This is a genomic window from Pseudomonas sp. KH_017, assembly GCF_057840285.1.
Window position 1 is genome coordinate 6,115,661 of the sequence record NZ_CM174509.1, and the last position, 22,774, is coordinate 6,138,434.

Consider the following 22,774-nt stretch of genomic DNA (forward strand, 5'->3'; position numbering starts at 1 on the left):
GTAGCTCCTCTCGATTCTAATTCTTGTATTCCTGGTCTCGAGTCGTCGCCCGAAATCCTAAGATGCACGATTAGCGCCAGACCGCGACCCACAAGTCAATCGTAACCATGTGTGTCTACGACCATAGTCTAACCCCCGATTTTTTGGTCCCTGCCGGGTCATGAATTCGTCATGAACCTGAAAAGAATTACCCGCTTCTTTTCTAATACCGTTTAGGAATTTAGCTCTCAATTTCCAGATCCCCCAGAACAGAGGGTTCGGCTAATAAGCTAATTCCTAAACGGTATTTATTTTTGCTTTTTTAGATCGATTAGTTTCTGACGCAATTCGGAAAAAATCCTTACCGAAAGGCAGCCCCATGACGACCAAACGCGCACTATCCGGACCAATTGTTACAGTTTGTGTATCTCTCGCATTTTCTCTCACCGCCCAGGCGGCGAACCTCACCGTCGGCTATCAAACCGGAATCGACCCGAGCAAAGTCCCCCAGGCCGATGGCCTTTATGAAAAAACCATCGGCCAGCCCATCGACTGGCGGCGCTTCAACAGCGGCCCGGAAGTGGTCACGGCGATTGCTTCGGGCGATGTGCAAATCGGCAATCTCGGCTCCAGTCCGCTGGCCGCTGCCGCCTCGCGCAACCTGCCGATTGTCGCGTTCATCGTCTCGGCCCAGATCAATGCCGCCGAAGCACTGGTGGTGCGCAATGGCAGCGGCATCGAAAAACCGCAAGATCTGATCGGAAAGACCATCGCCACGCCTTTCGTTTCAACCTCCCACTACAGCCTGCTTGGTGCGCTGAAGCATTGGGGCCTGGACAGTTCGAAAGTCAAAGTGGTGAACCTGCAGCCGGCGGAAATCGCGGCAGCCTGGAAGCGTGGTGATATTGATGGCGCGTTTGTCTGGTCGCCCGCCCTGGGGGAAATCCGCAAGAGTGGCAAGACCCTGACCGACGCTGCGCAGGTAGGCCAATGGGGAGCACCCACTTTTGAGGTCTGGGTGGCGCGCAAGGAATACGCCGAGAAGCACCCGGAGGTGGTGGCAAGATTCGCCAAGGTCACCCTCGATTCCTTTGCTGATTACGCTGCACATAAAGCCAACTGGACGGTCGACTCGGAGCCCGTGCAAAAAATCGCCAAACTGACCGGTGCCAACGCTGCCGACGTGCCGGAGTTACTGGCCGGTTCCGCATTCCCGGATGCCAAGGCGCAACAGAGCACCGCGCTGCTGGACGGTGGCACGGCCAAGGCCATTGGCGAGACGGCGAAATTCTTGAAGGAGCAAGGGAAGGTGGAGACGGTGTTGCCGGATTATTCGCCGTTTGTCAGTGCGAAGTTTGTCCAGGAGCAATGAAAATCCGTGGCGAGGGAGCTTGCTCCCTCGCCACAAAAAGCTGCTGGGTTACAGGGATTTTTCGAAGATCTTCGAATTACGCTGATAGTTGTACAGCGACGCCCGCGCCGACGGCAGACGGTCAACGCTGCTCGGCACAAAACCACGCTCGCGGAACCAGTGCGCAGTGCGGGTGGTGAGCACGAACAAGGTTTTCAATCCCTGAGCCCGTGCGCGGTTTTCAATGCGTTCCAGCAATTCATCACCGCGACCGCCATGGCGATACTCCGGGTTCACCGCCAGGCACGCCAACTCACCCGCGTCCGAATCGGCAATCTGATACAGCGCCGCGCAGGCGATGATCATGCCTTCGCGCTCAACCACACTGAACTGCTCGATTTCACGCTCCAGCACCTCGCGGGAACGGCGCACCAGGATGCCCTGCTCCTCCAGCGGGCTGATCAAGTCCAGCAAACCACCGACGTCTTCGATGGCCGCTTCGCGCACCACTTCGAACTGCTCCTGCGCCACCAGCGTACCGCCGCCGTCACGGGTGAACAGTTCGGTCAGCAGTGCACCGTTCTCGGCATAACTGACGATATGACTACGGGCCACACCGCCACGACAAGCTTCGGCAGCGGCATCCAGCAACTCCGCCTGATAGTTACTGCCCAACCGCTGCAGATGCGCCGGCACCTGCTGTGGACGCAGTTCGCGCACCAGGCGCCCGTGTTCGTCGATCAGGCCCAGGTCGGCGCCGAACAGCAGCAGCTTATCTGCGCCCAGGTCGATGGCCGCGCGGGTGGCGACGTCTTCGCAGGCCAGGTTGAAAATCTCCCCGGTCGGCGAATAGCCCAGCGGCGACAGCAGCACGATGGAGCGCTCGTCCAGCAGACGGTTGATGCCCTTGCGGTCGACCCGGCGCACTTCGCCGGTGTGGTGATAGTCGACGCCTTCAAGCACGCCGATCGGCCGTGCCGTCACCAGGTTGCCGCTGGCCACCCGCAGGCGCGAGCCCTGCATCGGCGACGAAGCCATGTCCATCGACAGGCGAGCCTCAATGGCAATGCGCAACTGGCCAACCGCGTCGATCACGCACTCCAGGGTCGCGGCATCGGTGATGCGCATGCCGTGGTGGTAATGCGGGGTCAGGCCACGGGCCGCGAGGCGCGCTTCGATTTGCGGGCGGGACCCGTGAACCAGCACCAGACGCACACCCAGGCTGTGCAACAGCACCAGGTCGTGGACGATATTGCCGAAGTTCGGGTGTTCAACGCCGTCGCCGGGCAGCATGACAACAAAGGTGCAATCGCGGTGGGCGTTGATGTAAGGCGAAGCGTGACGAAGCCAATTGACGTATTCGGGCATGAACCTGGGCCTGTAATAAATAGCAGCCGAAAAAAGGGCGAAACTGAAAACGCACAGCGGGCTGATGGTTATCGTCGGAACAGGCTTGGCGACACGCGCGCTCTCCTCATGAATACGGGTTTGGGTACCGGCAATTTATACGGCTTGTCAGGCAAATCACAGACCCTGTGGGAGCGGGCTTGCTCGCGAAGGCAGTGTGTCATTCAGTATTGAGGTGGCTGACACGACGCCTTCGCGAGCAAGCCCGCTCCCACATGATCAAGTTGCCGGTGTCAGGCAATAGTGTTCGATCAGTTGCCTTAATAGATGCACCGTAGGCTGCAAACGTGACATTTCGAGGTATTCCCCTGGCTGGTGGGCGCAGGCGATATCACCCGGGCCAAGCACCAGCGTTTCACAGCCAAGGCGCTGAAGATAAGGTGCTTCGGTGCCGAACGCCACTGCTTCGGCGCTGTGACCGGTGAGCTTTTCGGCAAGACGCACCAACTCGGCGTCCTCGGCCTGTTCGAACGGCGGCACTTCGGGGAACAACGGCGCGTAGGTGATCTTCACCTGATGCCGCTCGGCAACCGGGTTGAGCTTCTGCAGGATCTCTGCACGCAAGACCTTGGGGTCCATGCCGGGCAACGGGCGCAGATCAAACTCCAGCGAACACTGGCCGCAGATGCGGTTGGGATTGTCGCCGCCATGGATGCAGCCGAAATTCATCGTTGGCATTGGCACGCCAAACTGCGGATTGCGGAATTCGCGCTGCCACAACAGGCGCAGGCCACGCAGTTCACCGATGGCATCGTGCATGGCTTCCAGGGCGCTGTGGCCCAGGCGCGGATCGGAGGAATGACCGCTCTGACCGAGGATGTCGATGCGCTCCATCATGATGCCCTTGTGCATGCGGATCGGCTTGAGCCCGGTCGGCTCGCCGATCACCGCCGCCCGCCCCAGCGGTCGCCCCGTCTCGGCCAGCGCGCGGGCGCCGGACATCGAGCTTTCTTCATCGCAGGTGGCAAGAATCAGCAACGGCTGTTTGAACGGCTGATCGAGCAGCGGTTTGACCGCCTCGATGGCCAGGGCGAAAAAGCCCTTCATATCGCAACTGCCCAGGCCAATCCAACGACCGTCGACTTCAGTCAGCTTCAGCGGGTCGGTTTGCCACAGCGCGCCGTCGAAGGGCACGGTGTCGCTGTGCCCGGCCAGCACCAGGCCGCCGGGGCCGGAGCCGAAACTGGCCAGCAGGTTGAACTTGCCAGGGCTGACCTGCTGAATCTCGCAGGTAAAACCCAGCTCACCGAGCCACGTCGCCAGCAGATCGATGACCGGGCGGTTGGATTGATCGAGACTGGGCTGTGTGCAACTGACCGACGGTGCGGCGATCAACGCAGCGAATTGTTCTTTCATCGACGGCAATGGCATCGCTGACTCCCGGCACCCGAATTGAGGTCCATCATAGAACCAACCGATGACAGGAATAAACCGTCTCGGCGCGTACTAACCTTGAGTCCTGTACACTGCACGACCTTGGCAGCCACACATTCCCCCGGCTGCGCTCCCGATCCTGGATTTTCCGGCCATGCAGAAAGAAACCGAAATCAAACTCCGCGTCAGCCGCGAAACCCTCGCCGCCCTGCGCGAGCACCCGTTACTGAAAAAACGCAACAAAAGTGGCTGGGAACGCCGTGAGTTGATGAATCAGTACTTCGACACGCCCGAGCGCGACCTGGCCCAGGCCAAAGTCGCCCTGCGCCTGCGCAAAGATGGCGACGAAGTGATTCAGACCCTCAAGACCCGTGGCCAGAGCGTCGCCGGCTTGTCCGAGCGTAATGAATTCAACTGGCCCCTGCCCAAGGCCAAGCTCGACCTGAAGAAACTCGACGGCGAATGCTGGCCCGAGGAACTGGCCGAGCTCGACAAGAAGACCCTGAAGCCGATCTTCACCACCGACTTCGTCCGCGAACGCGCGGAAATCGCCTGGGGTCGCGGCAAGACCAAAGTGGTCATCGAAGCCGCGCTGGACCTGGGTCACGTCGTGGTTGGCAAGCAGAAAGAAGAAATCTGCGAGCTGGAACTGGAACTGCGCGAAGGCGAGCCGGCAGCCCTGCTGGAACTGGCCGCCGAGCTGGCCGAGAAACTGGCCCTGATGCCCTGCGACATCAGCAAGGCCGAGCGCGGTTATCGCCTGTACGACGCCCACAGCTATTCGTTGAGCCTGCCGGCGCCGCAGATCACCGCCGAAACGCCGCTGGACGACGCGTTCGCCGCGCTGAGCTGGCATTTGCTGGGCAGCAGCCAGCGTCTGGCCGAGCAGTATCGCTTCAACGGTCACTGGCGCCTGTTGCAGGACTGGGTCGAATGCCTGGCGGAAATGCGCGCGCTGATCAGCAGCCTGGGCCAGGCCGCACCACGTCAGTCGACCCACGATCTGCGTATCGCCCTCGATGCCTTGCTGGAAGACTGGCGCCCGCTGGTCCAGGCCGGCCTGGAAGATGAAGACGTGCGCAAAGCCGCGCCCGAGCAGTTCCTCGAAGAGCTCGAAGACCCGCGCTGGGGCCTGTTCTCCCTGACCACCTCGCGCTGGCTGCTGGCCCGCACCTGGGCCGCCGACCGCAACACCCGTGGCAATCGCCAGGGCGCTGCGCAACTGGGCAGCTGGTTGCCGCGCCTGCTGGGCGAAGAAGCCACTTCGTTGCAATTGCAGCGTTACCAGCAACAACCGGAAGACCTGGCCGAGCAACTGCCGCGCATCGAACGCATCCAGGTCTGGCTGCACCATGCGCGTAACGTGCTGGAGATCCCGGAAATGGATCGCCTGTACGGCGAGTTGAACAAGCTGTCGCAACTGGCCAACGAATCGATCACCGACGAAGTCCTGGATGCGCGCAAGCAGCAGGCGATCGCGGTGTATCAGAACCGTGCCTGGAAAATGTTGCTGCGCCTGTAAATCCGCCTTCTCTGGCAAGCCAGCTCCTACAGGGCATCACCGAAACCCTGTGGGAGCGAGCTTGCTCGCGATGAGGCCAGCACAGTCACCACAAGATTTCAGACCGGCAAACTGGTGGTCGATTTGATCTCCGACAACGCCACGATCGAATTCACTTCCTGAATCCCCGGCACCATCGACAGCTTCTCGAAGAAAAAGCGCTCGTAAGCCTCGATGTCCGCCGTGACAATCCGCAGCAAGAAATCCACCGCCCCCATCAGCACGTAACACTCCAGCACCTCCGGAAAGCCGCGAATCGCTTCGGTGAATTCGGTGAAGTTCGAACGCCCGTGGGCATTGAGTTTCACCTCCGCGAAGATCTGCGTGTTCAGGCCGATTTTCTTGCGGTCGAGCAAGGTCACCTGGCCGCGAATGATGCCCTCCTCTTTCATCCGCTGAATCCGCCGCCAGCACGGCGATTGCGAGAGCCCCACTTGCTCGGCGATCTGTGCGCTGGAAAGCGAAGCATCCTCTTGCAGCAAGGCGAGGATCTTGCGGTCGTAGCTGTCCAGTTCGCTTTGCATAAAAAAACCCTTAACCGAGTAACAAGTGAATTGATTGATTCTTCATTTCTGCAATAAAGCCAATCATAGAGAAGAAATACCCGGCACAGGATGTAAACATTTCTCCAATGATTTTGGAGCCTGACCATGCCGTATCTCGAAGCCGTGAACACCCCACCTGCCCGCGCCGATGTCTGGAACGTCGGCAACACCCATTGCCGGGTTCGCTATCAAATGACGGCCGAGGCTGAACCGGACCTGCTGTGTCGCGCCCTCAATCTGTTCGCCCTGCAATTGCTCACGCCGGAGCAGGTCAACGTGCAGCGCCAGGACGACTGGCTGACCATCGAAATCGTCATCGACGGTTTGAGCTGGCACCGCGCGCAAGTGATTGCGGAAAAACTTCGTAACCTGATCAGCGTCTGCTCGGTGGAGCTGCAAGAAGCTGATTCCCCATGGGCCGAAGCGGTTCAAGCGGCGGGTTGAAAAACTCCGAAACGGCTTTGTCGGGTAGTGGCCCAGCGGTCAGCCGGGCCACGGCTATCCTTTGCGCACTGTCGTTCAAAAGGAGCCCGCATGTCCGTACATCTCGCCTTTCAGGACCGCTGGCTGGATCTCAATGACCTGCTGCGCGAACTGGTCGCCCAGGGCTTTATCAGTCAGGATTCGGCCGAACACGCGCTCAATGCCCGCCGCCGCAACGCCTCCCTTGGCCAGATGCATCCGCTGGAGTTCATTGCCAGCCAACAGCTGGACGATCTCAGCCGTCCCGGCAAACCGCTGGACCTCGAGAGCCTGACCCTGTGGTTATCCCGGCAGGCCGGCCAGCCTTACCTGCGCATCGATCCGTTGAAGATCAATGTCGCGGCCGTGACCCCGCTGATGTCCTATGCCTTTGCCCAGCGCCACAAGATCCTCGCGGTAGCGATCGATCGCGAGGCAGTAACCGTGGCCAGCGCCCAGCCTTATGTCAGCGGCTGGGAGGCTGACCTGACCCACGTGCTCAAATTGCCGATCAAGCGCGTGGTGGCCAACCCGGTGGACATCCAGCGCTTCAGCGTCGAATTCTTTCGCCTGGCCAAATCGGTCACCGGAGCGAACAGCGCCGACCCGCAAGTCAGTACCCTCGGCAATTTCGAACAGCTGCTCAACCTCGGCGCCAGCGACCAGGAGCCGGACGCCAACGACGCACACATCGTCAATATCGTCGACTGGCTGTTCCAGTACGCGTTCCAGCAACGCGCCAGCGACATCCACATCGAACCCCGGCGCGAGCAAGGCACGGTGCGTTTTCGCATCGACGGCGTGCTGCACAACGTCTATCAATTCCCACCCCAGGTGACCATGGCCATCGTCAGTCGCCTGAAAACCCTGGGGCGCATGAACGTCGCGGAGAAACGCAAACCCCAGGACGGCCGGGTGAAAACCAAGACCCCGGACGGCGGTGAAGTCGAACTGCGCTTGTCGACACTGCCCACCGCCTTCGGCGAAAAAATGGTCATGCGGATCTTCGATCCGGAAGTATTGCTCAAGGACTTCGACCAGCTTGGTTTCTCCGCCGACGACCTGCGCCGCTGGCAAGACATGACCCGCCAGCCCCACGGCATCATCCTCGTCACCGGGCCGACGGGTTCGGGCAAAACCACCACCCTCTACACCACCCTGAAAAAACTGGCGACGCCGGAGGTCAACCTCTGCACCATCGAAGACCCGATTGAAATGGTCGAGCCGGCGTTCAACCAGATGCAGGTCCAGCACAACATCGACCTGACCTTCGCCGCTGGCGTGCGCGCGCTGATGCGGCAAGACCCGGACATCATCATGATCGGCGAGATCCGCGACCTCGAAACCGCGGAGATGGCGATCCAGGCTGCGCTCACCGGGCACCTGGTGCTGTCGACCCTGCACACCAACGACGCTCCCAGCGCCATCAGCCGCCTGCTGGAACTCGGCGTGCCGCACTACCTGATCAAGGCCACGGTGCTCGGCGTCATGGCCCAGCGACTGGTGCGAACCCTGTGCCCGCACTGCAAGGCGCCGCTGACGCTGGGCGAAGACGACTGGCAAACCCTGACCCGCCCCTGGCAAGCACCCTTGCCGACCAATGCCCAGCGAGCCATCGGTTGCGTGGAATGCCGCGACACCGGTTATCGCGGTCGTGCCGGGGTCTACGAAATCATGCAGCTGAGCGATGGCATCAAAGCGCTGATCAGTCCCGACACCGATCTGCTGGCCGTACGGCGCCAGGCATTCAAGGAAGGCATGCGCAGCCTGCGGTTGTCAGGAGCGCAAAAAGTCGCCGCCGGGCTGACGACCATCGAGGAGGTTCTGCGAGTGACGCCCCAGAGCGAGCAGAACTGAGCCCGGCTGTACTTATCCGGCATCGGCACAGCTACACTCCAGCGATTGCAACTCCACAGATCCACACATCAACAAGGAATCGTTATGCAGATCGGTAGTGTGCTTTTGCTTTTTGTCGGCCTGGTGGTCGCCATTCTGTTCATGGGTTTCAAGGTCGTGCCCCAAGGTTTTGAATGGACCGTCGAGCGTTTCGGTCGCTACACCAACACGCTCAAGCCGGGGCTGAACGTGATCATTCCGGTCATGGACCGCATCGGTCGCAAGATGAATGTGATGGAAAGCGTGCTGGATATTCCGCCGCAGGAAGTCATCACCGCCGACAACGCCACGGTGCAAATCGACGCCGTGTGCTTCTTCCAGGTGGTCAACACGGCCCAGGCGGCCTACGAGGTCAACAACCTCGAACACGCCATCCGCAACCTGCTGCAAACCAACATCCGTACGGTACTCGGCTCGATGGAACTCGATGCCATGCTCAGCCAGCGTGACGGGATCAACGAAAAACTGTTGCGCACCGTCGATGAAGCGACCGCGCCGTGGGGCATCAAGATCACCCGGATCGAGATCAAGGACATCAGCCCACCCGCCGACCTGATGGCGGCGATGTCGGGGCAGATGAAAGCCGAACGGATCAAGCGTGCACAAATCCTCGAGGCCGAGGGCCTGCGCGCCGCAGCGATCCTGACCGCCGAAGGCAAGAAGCAGGCGCAGATCCTCGAAGCCGAAGGCAGTCGCCAGGCCGCCTTCCTGGAAGCCGAAGCCCGCGAGCGGCAAGCCGCGGCAGAAGCCCAGGCGACCAAAGTGGTGTCCGAAGCCATCGCCAGCGGCAACGTGCAGGCGGTCAACTACTTCGTGGCGCAGAAGTACATCGATGCGCTGGGCAAGCTGGCTTCGGCCAACAACAGCAAGGTGATCCTGATGCCGCTGGAGGCCAGTTCGATGATCGGCGCGGTGGGCGGCATTGGCGAAATCGTCAAGGCCACTTTCGATAACAAGAAAGCCTGAGGCGCGCCATGTGGGCATTTTTGCAGCACCTCTCGTTCTGGGACTGGTTGGCGCTGGGCACAGTGCTGTTGATTCTCGAAGTGTTCGGCGCTGGCGGTTACCTGCTGTGGATCGGCATGGCCGCGGCATCCGTGGGCGTCTTGATCTTCCTGCTGCCGGACCTGTCCTGGGAATGGCAGTTTCTATTGTTCAGCCTGCTGTCGATCACCACCGCGTTGTACTGGTGGCGGCGTCAGCGCACGGCGGCGCGTCCGAGCGATCAGCCGCACCTGAATCTGCGCGGCCAGGAACTGATCGGCAAGACCTTCGTGGTGCATGAAGCGATTGTCGACGGTCGCGGCAAGATCAAGGTGGCCGACGGCGTGTGGATGGCCCGCGGACCGGACGCCGCCATTGGCAGCCGCGTGCGGGTGGTCGGCCAGCAAGGCGCGATCCTGCTGGTCGAAGCAGAGGAATAGGCAACCACGGAACTCGATTGGGGGTTGGCAATCCAACCGCGTAGTCAACCCAGTGGAGTCACCCTGTCATGCGTTTCAAACTTGCTGTCGCTACCGTCGCGCTGTTGTCCCTGCCTGTCGGTTCGGCGATGGCCGATACTTTTTGGCGTAACGTTCTTACGTCCGGTGCAACCACCGGTTCGAGCTATCTGACATCCAAGGATAACAAGCTGGTCGTCGCGGCCCAGGACGATGCCAGCAGCTTCGTCGCCAGTGCTGGCAGTATTCGCGGTCCGTACCTGGAAGCGGCCATGCAGAAAGTCCGCGCCGACAACCCTGGCCTGCAAGCCACGGACATGGAGCTGGCGAACGCGATCCTGGCGAAGAATGCCGTGGCTTCGGAGTAACAGTCGCGAACACAAGAATGCCGCTCACTTGAGCGGCATTTTTTTGCCCGGCGAACACAAATCCCATGTTCACTGATACCCCTGTGGGAGCGAGCTTGCTCGCGATAGCGGTGGATCAGTAAAAACTTCATTGACTGTCACACCGCATTCGCGAGCAAGCCCGCTCCCACAGGGGTTATGTGCAGCCGGAAATGTCAGCGGTAGTCATCCACCGGCACACACGCACAAAACAGGTTCCGATCCCCATACACGTTGTCCACCCGGTTCACCACCGGCCAGTACTTGTGAGCCTTGGTGTGCGCGTCCGGCGTGACCGCTTGCACGATGCTGTACGGCCGCTCCCACACGCCGGTGATGTCGGCCAACGTATGCGGCGCACCTTTCAACGGGTTTTCTTCAGCCGGCCAGTTACCGTTCTGCACCTCGTTGATTTCCGCGCGGATGCTCAGCATCGCTCCGATAAAGCGGTCCAGTTCCGCCTTCGACTCACTTTCGGTCGGTTCGACCATCAGCGTCCCCGGCACCGGAAACGACATGGTCGGGGCATGGAAGCCGTAGTCCATCAGGCGCTTGGCCACGTCCTCCTCGGTAATGCCGGTCAACGCCTTGAGCGGTCGCAGGTCGAGGATGCATTCGTGGGCCACCCGCTCGTTGCGCCCGGTGTAGAGCACCGGGAAGGCACCGGACAAATGCCGCGCCAGGTAATTCGCGGCGAGGATCGCCACTTCGCTGGCGTCAGCCAGTTGCGGCCCCATCATCGCGATGTACATCCAGCTGATCGGCAAAATGCTTGCGCTGCCCCAAGGCGCTGCGCTGACGGCACCATTTTGCGGGTGCGGCCCGTCGATCGGCACCACCGGATGGTTGGCCACGAACGGCGCCAGGTGCGCCCGAACACCAATCGGCCCCATGCCCGGCCCACCGCCGCCATGGGGAATGCAGAAGGTCTTGTGCAGGTTCATGTGCGAGACATCGGCACCAATGTCGGCCGGCCGCGCCAATCCGACCTGGGCGTTGAGGTTGGCGCCATCCATGTACACCTGACCGCCATGCTGGTGGATCACTTCACAGATTTCGCTGATGCCTTCCTCATACACGCCATGGGTCGAAGGATAGGTCGCCATCAGGCAGGCGAGTTTGTCTGCGGCCTGCGCGGCTTTTTCCTTGAGGTCATCCAGGTCGACGTTGCCCGCCTCGTCACACTCGACGATCACCACGCGCATCCCGGCCATTTGCGCCGACGCGGGATTGGTGCCATGAGCCGACGAAGGAATCAGGCAGATATCGCGGCCGCCCTGTTGCCGGCTCTCATGGTATTTGCGGATCGCCAGCAGCCCGGCGTATTCGCCCTGGGCACCGGAGTTGGGTTGCATGCAGATCGCGTCGAAACCGGTGATCGCACACAACCAGCGCTCCAGTTCTTCGATCATCAGCCCATAACCGGCAGCCTGTTCCTTGGGCACGAACGGGTGCAGGTTGGCGAACTGCGGCCAGGTAATCGGGATCATCTCGCTGGTGGCGTTGAGCTTCATGGTGCAGGAGCCCAGCGGGATCATCGATTGATTGAGCGCCAGGTCCTTGTTTTCCAGTTGCTTGAGGTAGCGCAGCATCTCGGTTTCGCTGTGATGGGCGCTGAACACGGGATGGCGCAGATAAGGCGAAGTTCGCGCCAGCCTTTCGGGAATTCCGCCAGGCAGGACCTCGGCATCCAGGTCATCGATGCTGAGCCCGTGATCGGCCCCCAGGAACACGTCGAACAGCTTCGCCACGGTGCCTTCGTCACAGGCCTCGTCGAGGCTCAAGCCCAGTTGGCCGCGCCCGAGAATGCGCAGGTTGATCTGCGCGGCCCGGGCACTTTCGATGATCGCGGTCTGGGCTCCGCCGACTTCCAGCGTCAGGGTGTCGAAGAAGTGCCGGTTGACCCGGGTGATACCGTTGCGTTCGAGCCCGGCGGCCAGGATGCAGGTCAGCCGATGAACCCGCTGGGCAATCCGCTTCAGCCCTTCGGGGCCGTGATAGACCGCATAGAAACTGGCGATATTGGCCAGCAGCACCTGGGCTGTGCAGATGTTGGAGTTGGCCTTCTCCCGGCGGATGTGTTGCTCGCGGGTTTGCAGGGCCATGCGCAGGGCGATGTTGCCCCGCGCATCTTTCGAAACACCGATGATCCGCCCGGGAATTGCCCGTTTGTATTCATCGCGGCTGGCAAAAAATGCCGCGTGCGGCCCGCCGTAGCCCATGGGCACGCCAAATCGCTGGGACGAGCCGAACACCACATCGGCACCCAGTTCACCCGGCGGGGTCAGCAACAACAGGCTCAACAAATCCGTGGCGACACAGGCCAGGGCCTGTTGCGCGTGCAGGTGATCGATCAGTGGCCGCAGGTCGTGGATTTCACCGTGGGTGTCGGGATATTGCAGCAGCGCGCCGAACACCCGGTGCTGCTTCAAGTTATCCACAGCGTCGACGATCAGCTCGAAGCCGAAACCTTCAGCGCGGGTCTGCACCACGGAAATGGTTTGCGGGTGGCAGTTTTCGTCGACAAAGAACAGGTTGCTTTTGGACTTGGCGACCCGCTTGGCCAGGGCCATGGCTTCCGCCGCGGCGGTGGCCTCATCGAGCAGCGAGGCATTGGCCAGCTCCAGGCCGGTCAGGTCGATGGTCAGTTGCTGGAAGTTCAGCAGCGCTTCGAGCCGCCCTTGGGCGATCTCTGGCTGATAGGGGGTGTACGCGGTGTACCAGCCGGGATTTTCCAGCACATTACGCACAATGACCGCCGGTGTAAGGGTGCCGTGGTAGCCCATGCCGATCAGGCTGGTCCAGACCTGGTTCTGCTCGGCATAACCGCGCAGTTTGGCCAGCGCGGCCTCTTCATCGAGTGCCGGGGGCAGGTCCAGCGCCCGGTTGAGGCGGATGCCCGGCGGCACCGTTTGCTCGATCAATTCGACCCGACTGCCCAGGCCGAGGCTGTCGAGCATCGCCTGTTGCTCGGCGGCATCGGGCCCGAGGTGGCGGCGCAGAAAGGCATTGGGGTCGCGTAACTGGCTCAGGGACGGCAATTGGGACATGACGGGCTCTCTCTTGACTGGCGCTCAGCGTCGATGCAACACGGTCAAACCAGCATAGCAGTCGATGCCACAGAGCCTTGAAGATCAGGATCCCGGAAACTGAAAAGCCCCGACAAGTCGGGGCTTTGGGGATGACGCTTAAGGCTTACTCGCCGATGGCGGCCTTGTAGGCCATCGCGTCGAGCAGGTTGTTCAGCTCAGAGGTATCGCTTGGCTCGAGTTTGAATATCCAGCTGTCATAAGGCGCGCTGTTGAGCAGTTCCGGGCTGTTGGCCAATTCTTCGTTAACGGCAATGACTGTACCGGAAACTGGCGAGTAGATATCCGACGCGGCCTTGACCGACTCGACGACACCCGCAGCCTCACCGGCAGCGAACACTTTGCCGATTTCCGGCAGCTCAACGAACACTACGTCACCCAAGGCTTCCTGAGCATGGTCTGAAATACCCACTTTCACGCCGCCATCATGGTCTAGACGGGCCCATTCGTGACTTTCGGCAAAACGCAGGTCGACAGGGATTTCGCTCATGTTCTGTGTCCTCAAGAAAAATGTCAGCGGTCATTGCCCGCCAAAAAAAGTTAGATCAAGGTTTTACCGTGGCGTACGAAGGTCGGTTTGACCACTCGGACCGGGTACCACTTGCCACGGATTTCCACTTCAGCGCGGTCGGCGGTAGCCACCGGCACGCGCGCCAGTGCAATCGACTTGCTAAGCGTAGGAGAGAAACTACCACTGGTGATCTCCCCTTCGCCAACATCGGCGATGCGGACCACCTGATGAGCGCGCAAAACACCGCGCTCCTCAAGGACCAGACCGACCAGTTTGTGCTGCACGCCGGCGGCCTGCTCGGCTTCCAGCGCCTTGCGCCCGATGAACTGCCGGGTGGCGGGTTCCCAGGCAATGCTCCAGGCCATATTGGAGGCCAAGGGGGAAATATCCTGCTGGATGTCCTGACCGTAAAGGTTCATGCCGGCTTCAACCCGCAAGGTATCCCGCGCGCCGAGGCCGATGGGAGAAATGCCGGCACCGACCAGATCGTTGAAAAAGCCTGGCGCCTGATCGGCCGGCAGAATGATTTCCAGGCCGTCTTCACCGGTATACCCGGTGCGTGCGATGAACCAGTCACCATCGGACAGGCCTTCGAAGGGCTTGAGGAGCTGGATCAGGTTGCCGCGGGACTGGCTGACCAGCTCGGCAATTTTTTGCCGGGCGTGGGGGCCCTGGATGGCCAGCATCGCCAACTCGGAGCACTCGCGAAGTTGCACGTCGAAACCGTCGAGATGCGCTTGCATCCAGGCCATGTCCTGATCGCGGGTGGAGGCGTTGACCACCAGGCGATAACCCTCATCGAGACGGTAGACGATCATGTCGTCGACGATCCCGCCCTGCTCGTTGAGCATGGTGCTGTACAACGCACGGCCGGGGCTGTGCAGGCGTTCGACATCATTGGCCAGCAAATGCTGGAGCCAGGCTTTGGCCTGGGCGCCGCCGACATCGATTACGGTCATGTGGGATACATCGAAGACACCGCAATCGCGGCGCACCTGATGGTGCTCCTCGACCTGCGATCCATAATGCAGAGGCATGTCCCAACCGCCAAAATCGACCATCTTCGCGCCGAGTGCGAGATGAAGGTCATACAGAGGCGTACGCTGTCCCATGGGTTTCTCCTTCCGGGCGTGGCGAAGGCGCGGGCAGGTGCTGCACGGACTGAATGCCTTGTAACAAAGGGCCTTCAGCCGATTTCAGCTACCTGGTCTGTCAGACGGACCGCACCGAATGCCGCGCATTGTAGCCGCAAGGTGTAGGACTGACACCTAGCTGTTTCGATGTGCTGAACGCCGGATCAATCCGATGACCGGTAACAGTCCGACCAGCACCAGGGTCAACGCCGGCAAAGACGCCCGTGCCCATTCGCCTTCGCTGGTCATTTCGAAGATTCGCACCGCCAGCGTGTCCCAGCCAAACGGGCGCATCAGCAAGGTCGCGGGCATTTCCTTGAGCACGTCGACGAACACCAGCAGCGCGGCGCTCAACGTGCCGGGTAGCAATAATGGTAGATACACTTTGAAAAACAGTCGTGGCCCACTGACGCCAAGGCTACGTGCCGCTTCGGGCAAAGATGGCCGTATACGCGCCAGACTGCTTTCCAGTGGCCCGAAGGCCACCGCAATGAAGCGCACCAGATAGGCCAGCAGCAACGCCGACAGACTGCCCAGCAGCAGCGGCTTACCCGCGCCACCGAGCCAGCTCGAGAGCGGGATCACCAGTTCGCGATCCAGGTAACTGAACGCCAGCATGATCGACACCGCCAGCACCGAACCGGGCAAGGCATAACCCAGATTGGCCAGACTGACCCCGGAACGAATGACCCGGGTGGGCGCCAATCGTCGGGCAAACGCCAGTAACAAGGCGACGCTGACGGTGATCAACGCCGCCATCGCACCCAGATACAAGGTATGGACGATCAACCCGGTGTAACGCTCGTCGAGATCGAAGCGCCCGCGCAGCCAGAACCACACCACCAATTGCAGCATCGGGATAACGAAAGCGCAGGCGAACACCAGACCGCACCACGTCGTGGCCGCCAGTGCCTTGACGCCTCGCAGGTGATACAGCGCCTTGACCCGAGGTCGCTCGTTGCTCGCCCGGTTGGCCCCACGGGCACGTCGTTCGCCGTAGAGCACGAGCATCACCACCAGCAGCAACAGGCTGGCCAGTTGCGCGGCGGACGACAGGCTGAAAAAACCGTACCAGGTCTTGTAGATGGCGGTGGTGAAGGTATCGAAGTTGAACACCGACACTGCGCCGAAGTCTGCCAGGGTTTCCATCAGCGCCAATGCCACGCCCGCGCCAATGGCTGGTCGCGCCATGGGCAACGCCACCCGCCAGAACGCTTGCCAGGGCGATTGGCCAAGGACTCGCGCGGCTTCCATCAGGCCTTTGCCTTGGGCGAGGAAGGCGGTGCGGGCCAGCAGATAGACATAGGGATAGAAAACCAGCACCAGCACCACAATCACGCCGCCCGTGGAACGCACGCGCGGCAGGCGCAGACCACTGCCAAACCACTCCCGCAACAGGGTTTGCACGGGGCCGGCAAAATCCAGCAGGCCGACGAAGACGAAGGCCAGCACATAGGCCGGGATCGCGAAGGGCAGCATCAGCGCCCAGTCCAGCCAGCGCCTGCCGGGGAATTCGCAAAGGCTGGTGAGCCAGGCCAGGCTGACACCCAGGACTGTCACGCCGACACCGACGCCTAGCACCAGGGTCAGGGTATTGCCCAGCAAACGCGGCATCTGTGTGTCCCAGAGATGGGACCAGATCTGTTGATCGATGGTTTGCCAGGAAAGCAGCAGGACGCTCAGGGGCAACAGGACCAGCGCAGCGATGGCGAAGACGACTGGATACCAGCGGCGTTGGGCGGGATGAGCCAAGGAAAATCTCTCGCGAAATTTTGAAGTGTAGAGAAAACGCAAAAAGATCGCAGCCTCCGGCAGCCCCTACATTGGGTTGGTGATCAACCTGTAGGGGCTGCCGGAGGCTGCGATCTTTTGACCTTTAAAACAGCAGGCTCAGTTCCAGCCAGCCTTGTCCATCAAGCGAATCGCTTCGGCCTGACGCTTGCCGGCGATTTCCACAGGCAAGGTATCAGCGATGAACTTGCCCCATGCGGCGACTTCAGCCGATGGCTGCACGGCCGGGTTCGCCGGGAACTCCTGGTTCACATCGGCAAAGATTTTCTGTGCTTCAGGGGTGGTCATCCACTCCACCAGGGCCTTGGCCGCTTCCGGGTGTGGCGCGTGTTGTGTCAGGCCGATACCCGACAGGTTGATGTGTACGCCACGGTCAGCCTGGTTCGGCCAGAACAGTTTCACCGGCAGGTCTGGCTTCTGCTTGTGCAGGCGGCCGTAGTAGTAGGTGTTGACGATACCGACGTCGCACTGGCCGGCATTGATCGCTTCCAGCACGGCTGTGTCGTCGGAGAACACGTCAGTGGAGAGGTTCTTGACCCAGCCCTTGAGGATTTCCTCGGTCTTCCCGGCGCCGTGCACTTCGATCATGGTCGCGGTCAGGGACTGGTTGTAGACCTTCTTCGCCGTACGCAGGCACAGGCGGCCTTCCCATTGCTTGTCGGCCAGCGCTTCGTAGGTGGTCAGTTCACCCGGCTTAACCCGATCAGTGGAATAGGCAATGGTCCGCGCCCGCAGGCTCAGGCCGGTCCAGGCATGGGAGGCGGCCCGGTACTGCAGCGGAATATTGGCGTCGATGGTTTTCGAGGTGAACGGCTGGAGGATGCCCATCTGCTCGGCTTGCCAGAGGTTGCCGGCATCGACGGTGAGCAGCAGGTCGGCCGGCGTATTCGCGCCCTCGGCCTTGAGCCGCTGCATCAGTGGCGCTTCCTTGTCGGTGATGAACTTCACCTTCACGCCGGTCTTGGCGGTGTAGGCATCGAATACTGGCTTGATCAGCTCGTCGATACGCGAGGAGTAGACCACCACCTCGTCAGCGGCCTGGGCGGCGGTGCTGCCGATCAGGGTCAAGGCCAGTGCAGTCAGTAGACGCTTCGGTGCCAACATGGGAGCGGTCTCTCGATTGATAAATGAGGACAAATGATAAGGACTCACATTTAGCTTCTCAATCGAAGCTGACCGTGGAGGAGTTACCAGATGTTGCATCGCCTGGAATTTGTGGTGCTTGTGCTGACGCCTTCGCGGGCAAGCCCGCTCCCACAGGGTTCTCCAGCGTTCACACAAGTTGCATTAACACCTGAATTCCTGTGGGAGCGAGCTTGCTCGCGATGGGGCCTTTAACCTCAACAAAAATCTCAGGCCTTGGCCAACGCCGGCAAATCCCCGGTCAACCCCAGCGCTTCACGCACGAACAACGCCTTGGCTTCTGGCATCTTCTCGACCATTTTCAACCCGGTATTACGTAACCAGCGCACCGGCAACGGATCGGCCTGGAACAAGCGCTCGAAGCCTTCCATTGCCGCCATCAGCGCCAGGTTGTGGGGCATGCGTCGACGTTCGTAACGGCTGAGGACCTTCACATCCGCCAGGCGTTCGCCACGTGTTGCCGCTTGCAGCAACACTTCGGCCAGCACGGCGGCATCGAGGAATCCGAGATTCACCCCCTGCCCGGCCAACGGGTGAATGGTGTGGGCCGCGTCGCCGATCAATGCCAGGCCTTCAGCCACATAACGCTTGGCATGCCGCTGGCGCAGAGGCACACACAGGCGCGGATCGGCGCTCAGTACTTCGCCGAGCCGACCTTCAAAGGCCCGCTCCAGCTCCTTGCAGAAACCTTGTTCATCCATCGCCATCAGGCGTTCGGCTTCGCCGGGTGTGGTCGACCAGACGATCGAACACCAATCCTGTTGGCCGTCGCGCTCAAGGGGCAGGAACGCCAACGGACCGTTATCGGTGAAGCGCTGCCAGGCCGTCATCTGATGCGGTTTGGCGCAACGCACGCTGGTGACGATGGCATGGTGCAGATAATCCCATTCGCGGGTCGCCACACCGGCCAGGCGTCGCACCGCCGAGTTGGCGCCATCCGCCGCGATCACCAGCGGCGCGCGCAAGGTGCGGCCGTCGGCCAGGGTCAGCAGCCAGTCATCGCCGGAGCGGCGCATCTGCTCCAGGCGAGCATTGGCCAGCAACCCCAGGTCGCAATCGTGCAGGCGCTCGAGCAAGGCATCCTGGACCACGCGGTTCTCGACAATATGCCCCAGCACCTCGGCATGCACGCTGGCCGCTGAGAAGTTGATTTGCCCGGTGCCGCTGCCATCCCAGACCTGCATGTCGGTGTAGGGGCTGCTGCGCCGCCCGGCGATGCCATCCCACACGCCCAGGCGCTCGAGAATCCGCTGGCTGGCGGCCGACAAGGCGCTCACCCGCGGCTCAAACGCAGCCTGCGCGTTGAATGGTTTGACGCTCATGGGGCTGCCGTCCAGCAGCAGGACTTCCAGCCCGCTGTCCTGCAACGCCAGCGCCAGGGCGCTGCCGACCATTCCGGCCCCGACAATCAGCAGATCTGCGCGCATTTCCATGCTTTAAGCCTGTCTCTCTTGCGGCTTGAGCCGCACGTAAAGGGTTTTCCCGACTCGCGCCACCAGGTGGCAGGAGCCGTCATGAATGTCGAACCTGCAATTGCGGCAGATATTTTTTATCAATCGCGCCTTGCCGAATCGGCGGATCAGCCAGTTACGCATCCGGTCGTGTACCCAACCCCATCGCCTGCCGGGCAAACCAGCGTTTGGCCGGTGGCAGCAGATCGAGGCCGAGCAAGCCGATGTTGCGCCCCAGAGACACCAGCGGCTGGGTGCTGCCGAACAGGCGCGTGACCTGATCGGAGAAGCCCACGGTGAGGTCCTGATCGAGACGCTGGCGTTCGCGATAGGCCTGCAACGTGGCGAAGTCGCCCAATGGCTTGTCGCTGGCGAGCAAGGCATCGGCAAGGGCTTGGGTATCGCGCAGGGACAGGTTGAACCCCTGGCCGGCAATCGGATGCAGGCTGTGCGCCGCGTTGCCGAGAATCGCCAGATGCGGGCGCACCTGTTCTTCGGCCTCGACCAGTGTCAGCGGATACAGATGCCGCGCACCGACCTGTTTCAATGTGCCGAGGCGATAACCGAACACACCCTGCAACTCGCTGAGGAAGCTGCGCTCATCGAGGGCCGCCAGGCGTTGCGCGTCCATGCCCAGGCGGGTCCAGACCAGTGCGCAGCGATTATCCGGAAGCGGCAGTAACGCCATCGGGCCTTCGTCGGTGAAACGCTCGAAGGCCATGCCGTTGTGGGCTTCGCTTGGGGTGATGTTGGCGATCAGCGCGCTCTGGTTGTACGGACGCTTGCGGATGCCGATCCCCAGTTGTTCGCGCAGGCCGGAGCGGCCGCCATCGGCGAGCACCGCGAGGTCGCACTCCAGGGTGGTTTCATCGTTGAGGGTCAGGCGGTAGCCATCGGTCAGCGGCTCCATGCGGGTGACTTCCGCCGGGCAGCGCCAACTGATCACGTCCTTGTCCAGGCCTTGCCACAGGCATTGGCCGAGCCAGGCGTTTTCAACGACATAACCCAGCGCTGGAACACCCTCCTCCATCGCCGACAACCGCGCCGTCGAGAACCGACCACGGTCGGAAACATGAATCTGCTTGATCGGCTCGGCGCGGCGCGAGACTTCCTGCCAGACGCCCAGCCGTTGATAGATTTGCCGCGAGCCGAAGGAAAGCGCCGAAGAACGGGCATCGTAACTCGGTTGATAGCTGTCGCCAGGGGCGAACGGCTCGATCAACACGATCTTCCAGCCTCGGGCCTTGGCCCCTGCCTGAAGCGCCAGTGCCAGGCTTGCACCAACCAGCCCGCCACCGATGATTGCCAGGTTCACTCGACTCATGCTGCCTGTGTCCGCGCGGCGGCCATCAGGGCCTCGATCTCGGCGACAGTTTTCGGCACGCCGTTCGTCAATATTTCACAGCCGGTTTTGGTGACCACTACGTCGTCCTCGATGCGCACGCCAATGCCGCGCCATTTCTTCGCAACATTCTGGTTGTCCGGGGCGATATAGATCCCTGGCTCCACCGTCAGCGCCATGCCGACTTCCAGCACGCGCCACTCGCCGCCGACCTTGTATTCGCCGACGTCATGCACATCCATACCCAGCCAATGGCCGGCGCGGTGCATGTAAAACGCCTTGTAGGCTTCGCTGGCGATCAGTTCGTCAACGTCGCCCCGCAGCAGACCCAGCTTGACCAGCCCGGCCGTGATGACCCGGACCGTGGCCTCATGCGCCTGATTCCAGTGCTTGTTCGGGGCGATTTCGGCAAAGGCGGCTTCCTGGGAAGCCAGCACCAATTCGTAAATCGCTTTCTGTTCCGCTGAATACTTGCCGCTGACCGGAAAGGTCCGGGTGATGTCGCTGGCGTAGCAGTCGATCTCGCAACCGGCGTCGATCAGCACCAGATCCCCGTCCTTGAGCAGCGCGTCATTCTGCTGGTAATGCAGGATGCAGCTGTTGCGCCCCGCCGCGACGATCGACCCGTAGGCCGGCATCTTCGCCCCGCCCTTGCGGAATTCGTAATCGAGCTCGGCTTCCAGGCTGAATTCGTGCACCCCGGCGCGACAGGCCTGCATGGCCCGTACGTGCGCCTGGGCGGAAATCCGCGCAGCCTCGCGCATCACTTTCACTTCTGCCGCCGATTTATACAGGCGCATGTCGTGCAGCAGATGATCCAGGGCAACGAATTCGTTCGGCGGCTGGGCACCGAGGTTGGCCTTGGAGCGGATCACATTGATCCACTCCATCAGGTGGCGGTCGAATTCGGGGTTGCTGCCCATGGCCGAATACACCCGGTCACGGCCTTCGATCAGACCCGGCAGGATGTCGTCGATATCAGTGATCGGAAAGGCGTCGTCGGCACCGAAGTCGCGAATCGCGCCTTCCTGCCCGGCACGCAGGCCATCCCATAGCTCGCGCTCGGCATTACGTTCGCGGCAGAACAGGATGTATTCGCCATGCACGCGCCCCGGCATCAGCACCAGTACGGCCTGGGGCTCGGGAAAACCGCTGAGGTACTGGAAGTCGCTGTCCTGGCGGTAGACGTGCTCGACGTCGCGGTTACGAATGGCCACCGCGGCGGCGGGCAGGATGGCGATGCTGTTGGGTTCCATCTGCGCCATCAGGGCCTTGCGGCGACGGCTGTATTCCGATTTCGGGATGTGGATCATGGGCAGATGGTTTTCCCTGTCTTACGATTAGTGCAAAGACGGTTTGGCGGCGGCCGGCACGTCTTTCTTGGTCTCGGAGAACAGCAGCAGCGGTGCGACGCGCAGGTACTCCATGACTTCCATGTAGTCGCTTTCGCCGTCTTCGGACTCTTCCAGCGCGTCTTGCACTTGGGAAATGGCCGCCAGATCCTGCAGCACTTCGGTGGCCTCGGTGCTCAGGGTGCTGCTGTCACGGCAGTTCAGGCCGAAGCCGCTGAGGAAACCCTGGCACCACTCGCCCAGTGCGGCGGCACGCTCGGTGAGCGGGGCGTCGTCGGTCGGCAACAGCAGAACGACGGTCACGTCATCGCCGGTGAGTTCGCCTTTTACCATCGCTTGCAGGCCGATCAGGGCGTTGCGAACGTTGTCCTGCGGCTCGCTTTCAAGCAGTTCGGCGGCGTCGATCAGCCAGCCTTCGGCGTCGAAACCGGCGCCGGCGCAGCTGCGGCCGAGCAACAGGCCGTGCAGTTCAGCAGGCGAGACGTTGTGACCGCTGGAAGTCAGCAGGGTGGCGAAGCCTTGGTACGGGGAATTCTGAATGGTCATGGGCAGCTAGGCG

General features: G+C 61.4%; 19 protein-coding genes and 1 pseudogene. 7 read left to right on the top strand and 13 right to left on the bottom strand.

The annotated features are described in order from the left end of the window. Nucleotides 1–358: 358 nt before the first annotated feature. The gene (tauA, locus tag AC3IT6_RS27915; RefSeq protein ID WP_489353772.1) at nucleotides 359–1,351 is read left to right on the top strand and encodes a taurine ABC transporter substrate-binding protein; all 993 of its coding nucleotides are present in this window, start codon (nucleotides 359–361) and stop codon (nucleotides 1,349–1,351) included. A 48-nt stretch (nucleotides 1,352–1,399) separates the two neighbouring features. Here the strand turns inward: tauA and argA are convergent, their stop codons facing one another. Continuing rightward, a complete protein-coding gene (gene argA, locus AC3IT6_RS27920) occupies nucleotides 1,400–2,698 on the bottom strand; it encodes an amino-acid N-acetyltransferase (RefSeq protein ID WP_489353773.1) in 1,299 nt (432 codons plus the stop codon). A gap of 258 nt (nucleotides 2,699–2,956) precedes the next feature. Then, nucleotides 2,957–4,108 (bottom strand): acetylornithine deacetylase, encoded by a 1,152-nt coding sequence (gene argE, locus AC3IT6_RS27925; protein ID WP_489353774.1) that lies wholly within the window; start codon nucleotides 4,106–4,108, stop codon nucleotides 2,957–2,959. A 157-nt stretch (nucleotides 4,109–4,265) separates the two neighbouring features. Between argE and AC3IT6_RS27930 the strand changes: the two genes are divergently transcribed. Continuing rightward, nucleotides 4,266–5,633: a CYTH domain-containing protein gene (locus AC3IT6_RS27930; protein ID WP_489353775.1), complete on the top strand. Its 1,368-nt coding sequence runs from the start codon at nucleotides 4,266–4,268 to the stop codon at nucleotides 5,631–5,633. 98 nt (nucleotides 5,634–5,731) lie between these two features. On the opposite strand, the gene AC3IT6_RS27935 is transcribed toward AC3IT6_RS27930, so the two are convergent. After that, nucleotides 5,732–6,196: an Lrp/AsnC family transcriptional regulator gene (locus AC3IT6_RS27935; RefSeq protein ID WP_008015415.1), complete on the bottom strand. Its 465-nt coding sequence runs from the start codon at nucleotides 6,194–6,196 to the stop codon at nucleotides 5,732–5,734. 126 nt (nucleotides 6,197–6,322) lie between these two features. On the opposite strand from AC3IT6_RS27935, the gene AC3IT6_RS27940 reads away from it, so the two are divergent. The 5 genes from AC3IT6_RS27940 (at nucleotide 6,323) to AC3IT6_RS27960 (ending at nucleotide 10,385) form a co-directional block, all read left to right on the top strand. Continuing rightward, entirely contained in the window at nucleotides 6,323–6,661 is a 339-nt protein-coding gene (locus AC3IT6_RS27940) for a hypothetical protein (RefSeq protein ID WP_489353776.1), read from the top strand. Nucleotides 6,662–6,751: 90 nt separating this feature from the next. Then, entirely contained in the window at nucleotides 6,752–8,536 is a 1,785-nt protein-coding gene (gene tfpB, locus AC3IT6_RS27945; RefSeq protein WP_223443921.1) for a type IV pilus assembly ATPase TfpB, read from the top strand. A gap of 84 nt (nucleotides 8,537–8,620) precedes the next feature. Continuing rightward, nucleotides 8,621–9,541: an SPFH domain-containing protein gene (locus AC3IT6_RS27950; RefSeq protein WP_489353777.1), complete on the top strand. Its 921-nt coding sequence runs from the start codon at nucleotides 8,621–8,623 to the stop codon at nucleotides 9,539–9,541. Between the two features lie 8 nt (nucleotides 9,542–9,549). Continuing rightward, nucleotides 9,550–9,999 (top strand): NfeD family protein, encoded by a 450-nt coding sequence (locus AC3IT6_RS27955; protein WP_489353778.1) that lies wholly within the window; start codon nucleotides 9,550–9,552, stop codon nucleotides 9,997–9,999. 68 nt (nucleotides 10,000–10,067) lie between these two features. Next, nucleotides 10,068–10,385, top strand: coding sequence for a DUF2388 domain-containing protein (locus AC3IT6_RS27960; RefSeq protein ID WP_150724968.1), 318 nt, complete (start codon nucleotides 10,068–10,070; stop codon nucleotides 10,383–10,385). 194 nt (nucleotides 10,386–10,579) lie between these two features. Here the strand turns inward: AC3IT6_RS27960 and gcvP are convergent, their stop codons facing one another. The 10 genes and pseudogenes from gcvP to AC3IT6_RS28010 form a co-directional block, all read right to left on the bottom strand. Then, the gene (gene gcvP, locus AC3IT6_RS27965; protein WP_489353779.1) at nucleotides 10,580–13,453 is read right to left on the bottom strand and encodes an aminomethyl-transferring glycine dehydrogenase; all 2,874 of its coding nucleotides are present in this window, start codon (nucleotides 13,451–13,453) and stop codon (nucleotides 10,580–10,582) included. A 145-nt stretch (nucleotides 13,454–13,598) separates the two neighbouring features. Continuing rightward, nucleotides 13,599–13,982 (bottom strand): glycine cleavage system protein GcvH, encoded by a 384-nt coding sequence (gene gcvH / locus AC3IT6_RS27970; protein WP_489317624.1) that lies wholly within the window; start codon nucleotides 13,980–13,982, stop codon nucleotides 13,599–13,601. Nucleotides 13,983–14,032: 50 nt separating this feature from the next. Further along, a complete protein-coding gene (gcvT, locus tag AC3IT6_RS27975; protein WP_489353780.1) occupies nucleotides 14,033–15,115 on the bottom strand; it encodes a glycine cleavage system aminomethyltransferase GcvT in 1,083 nt (360 codons plus the stop codon). Between the two features lie 156 nt (nucleotides 15,116–15,271). Further along, on the bottom strand, nucleotides 15,272–16,888 hold the full coding sequence (locus tag AC3IT6_RS27980) for an ABC transporter permease (protein ID WP_150724964.1): 1,617 nt from the start codon (nucleotides 16,886–16,888) through the stop codon (nucleotides 15,272–15,274). A 138-nt stretch (nucleotides 16,889–17,026) separates the two neighbouring features. Continuing rightward, nucleotides 17,027–18,031: an extracellular solute-binding protein gene (locus AC3IT6_RS27985; RefSeq protein ID WP_489317627.1), complete on the bottom strand. Its 1,005-nt coding sequence runs from the start codon at nucleotides 18,029–18,031 to the stop codon at nucleotides 17,027–17,029. Between the two features lie 248 nt (nucleotides 18,032–18,279). Further along, the gene (locus AC3IT6_RS27990) at nucleotides 18,280–19,497 is read right to left on the bottom strand and encodes a 2-octaprenyl-3-methyl-6-methoxy-1,4-benzoquinol hydroxylase (RefSeq protein WP_489356689.1); all 1,218 of its coding nucleotides are present in this window, start codon (nucleotides 19,495–19,497) and stop codon (nucleotides 18,280–18,282) included. 9 nt (nucleotides 19,498–19,506) lie between these two features. Further along, nucleotides 19,507–19,630: pseudogene (locus AC3IT6_RS27995) on the bottom strand (tetrameric acyl-CoA thioesterase); the annotation flags it as partial. Between the two features lie 27 nt (nucleotides 19,631–19,657). Beyond that, nucleotides 19,658–20,845 carry a 2-octaprenyl-6-methoxyphenyl hydroxylase gene (gene ubiH, locus AC3IT6_RS28000; RefSeq protein WP_489353781.1) on the bottom strand — a complete coding sequence of 396 codons (1,188 nt, stop codon included), beginning with the start codon at nucleotides 20,843–20,845 and terminating at the stop codon, nucleotides 19,658–19,660. Beyond that, the gene (pepP, locus tag AC3IT6_RS28005) at nucleotides 20,842–22,176 is read right to left on the bottom strand and encodes a Xaa-Pro aminopeptidase (RefSeq protein ID WP_489353782.1); all 1,335 of its coding nucleotides are present in this window, start codon (nucleotides 22,174–22,176) and stop codon (nucleotides 20,842–20,844) included. The genes ubiH and pepP overlap by 4 nt, the downstream gene beginning before the upstream one ends. Before the next feature lie 27 nt (nucleotides 22,177–22,203). After that, on the bottom strand, nucleotides 22,204–22,761 hold the full coding sequence (locus tag AC3IT6_RS28010; protein ID WP_150724959.1) for a YecA/YgfB family protein: 558 nt from the start codon (nucleotides 22,759–22,761) through the stop codon (nucleotides 22,204–22,206). Between the last annotated feature and the right edge of the window lie 13 nt (nucleotides 22,762–22,774).

Bases quoted from the DNA above. Each gene is read 5' to 3' on its own strand.
- AC3IT6_RS27950 (WP_489353777.1), top strand. From the start codon at position 8,621: ATGCAGATCGGTAGTGTGCTTTTGCTTTTTGTCGGCCTGGTGGTCGCC.
- AC3IT6_RS28010 (WP_150724959.1), bottom strand. From the start codon at position 22,761: ATGACCATTCAGAATTCCCCGTACCAAGGCTTCGCCACCCTGCTGACT.
- argA (WP_489353773.1), bottom strand. From the start codon at position 2,698: ATGCCCGAATACGTCAATTGGCTTCGTCACGCTTCGCCTTACATCAAC.
- AC3IT6_RS27935 (WP_008015415.1), bottom strand. From the start codon at position 6,196: ATGCAAAGCGAACTGGACAGCTACGACCGCAAGATCCTCGCCTTGCTG.
- gcvH (WP_489317624.1), bottom strand. From the start codon at position 13,982: ATGAGCGAAATCCCTGTCGACCTGCGTTTTGCCGAAAGTCACGAATGG.
- AC3IT6_RS27940 (WP_489353776.1), top strand. From the start codon at position 6,323: ATGCCGTATCTCGAAGCCGTGAACACCCCACCTGCCCGCGCCGATGTC.
- tauA (WP_489353772.1), top strand. From the start codon at position 359: ATGACGACCAAACGCGCACTATCCGGACCAATTGTTACAGTTTGTGTA.
- AC3IT6_RS27990 (WP_489356689.1), bottom strand. From the start codon at position 19,497: ATGCGCGCAGATCTGCTGATTGTCGGGGCCGGAATGGTCGGCAGCGCC.
- AC3IT6_RS27955 (WP_489353778.1), top strand. From the start codon at position 9,550: ATGTGGGCATTTTTGCAGCACCTCTCGTTCTGGGACTGGTTGGCGCTG.
- gcvT (WP_489353780.1), bottom strand. From the start codon at position 15,115: ATGGGACAGCGTACGCCTCTGTATGACCTTCATCTCGCACTCGGCGCG.
- argE (WP_489353774.1), bottom strand. From the start codon at position 4,108: ATGCCATTGCCGTCGATGAAAGAACAATTCGCTGCGTTGATCGCCGCA.
- AC3IT6_RS27960 (WP_150724968.1), top strand. From the start codon at position 10,068: ATGCGTTTCAAACTTGCTGTCGCTACCGTCGCGCTGTTGTCCCTGCCT.
- AC3IT6_RS27985 (WP_489317627.1), bottom strand. From the start codon at position 18,031: ATGTTGGCACCGAAGCGTCTACTGACTGCACTGGCCTTGACCCTGATC.
- tfpB (WP_223443921.1), top strand. From the start codon at position 6,752: ATGTCCGTACATCTCGCCTTTCAGGACCGCTGGCTGGATCTCAATGAC.
- AC3IT6_RS27930 (WP_489353775.1), top strand. From the start codon at position 4,266: ATGCAGAAAGAAACCGAAATCAAACTCCGCGTCAGCCGCGAAACCCTC.
- gcvP (WP_489353779.1), bottom strand. From the start codon at position 13,453: ATGTCCCAATTGCCGTCCCTGAGCCAGTTACGCGACCCCAATGCCTTT.
- ubiH (WP_489353781.1), bottom strand. From the start codon at position 20,845: ATGAGTCGAGTGAACCTGGCAATCATCGGTGGCGGGCTGGTTGGTGCA.
- pepP (WP_489353782.1), bottom strand. From the start codon at position 22,176: ATGATCCACATCCCGAAATCGGAATACAGCCGTCGCCGCAAGGCCCTG.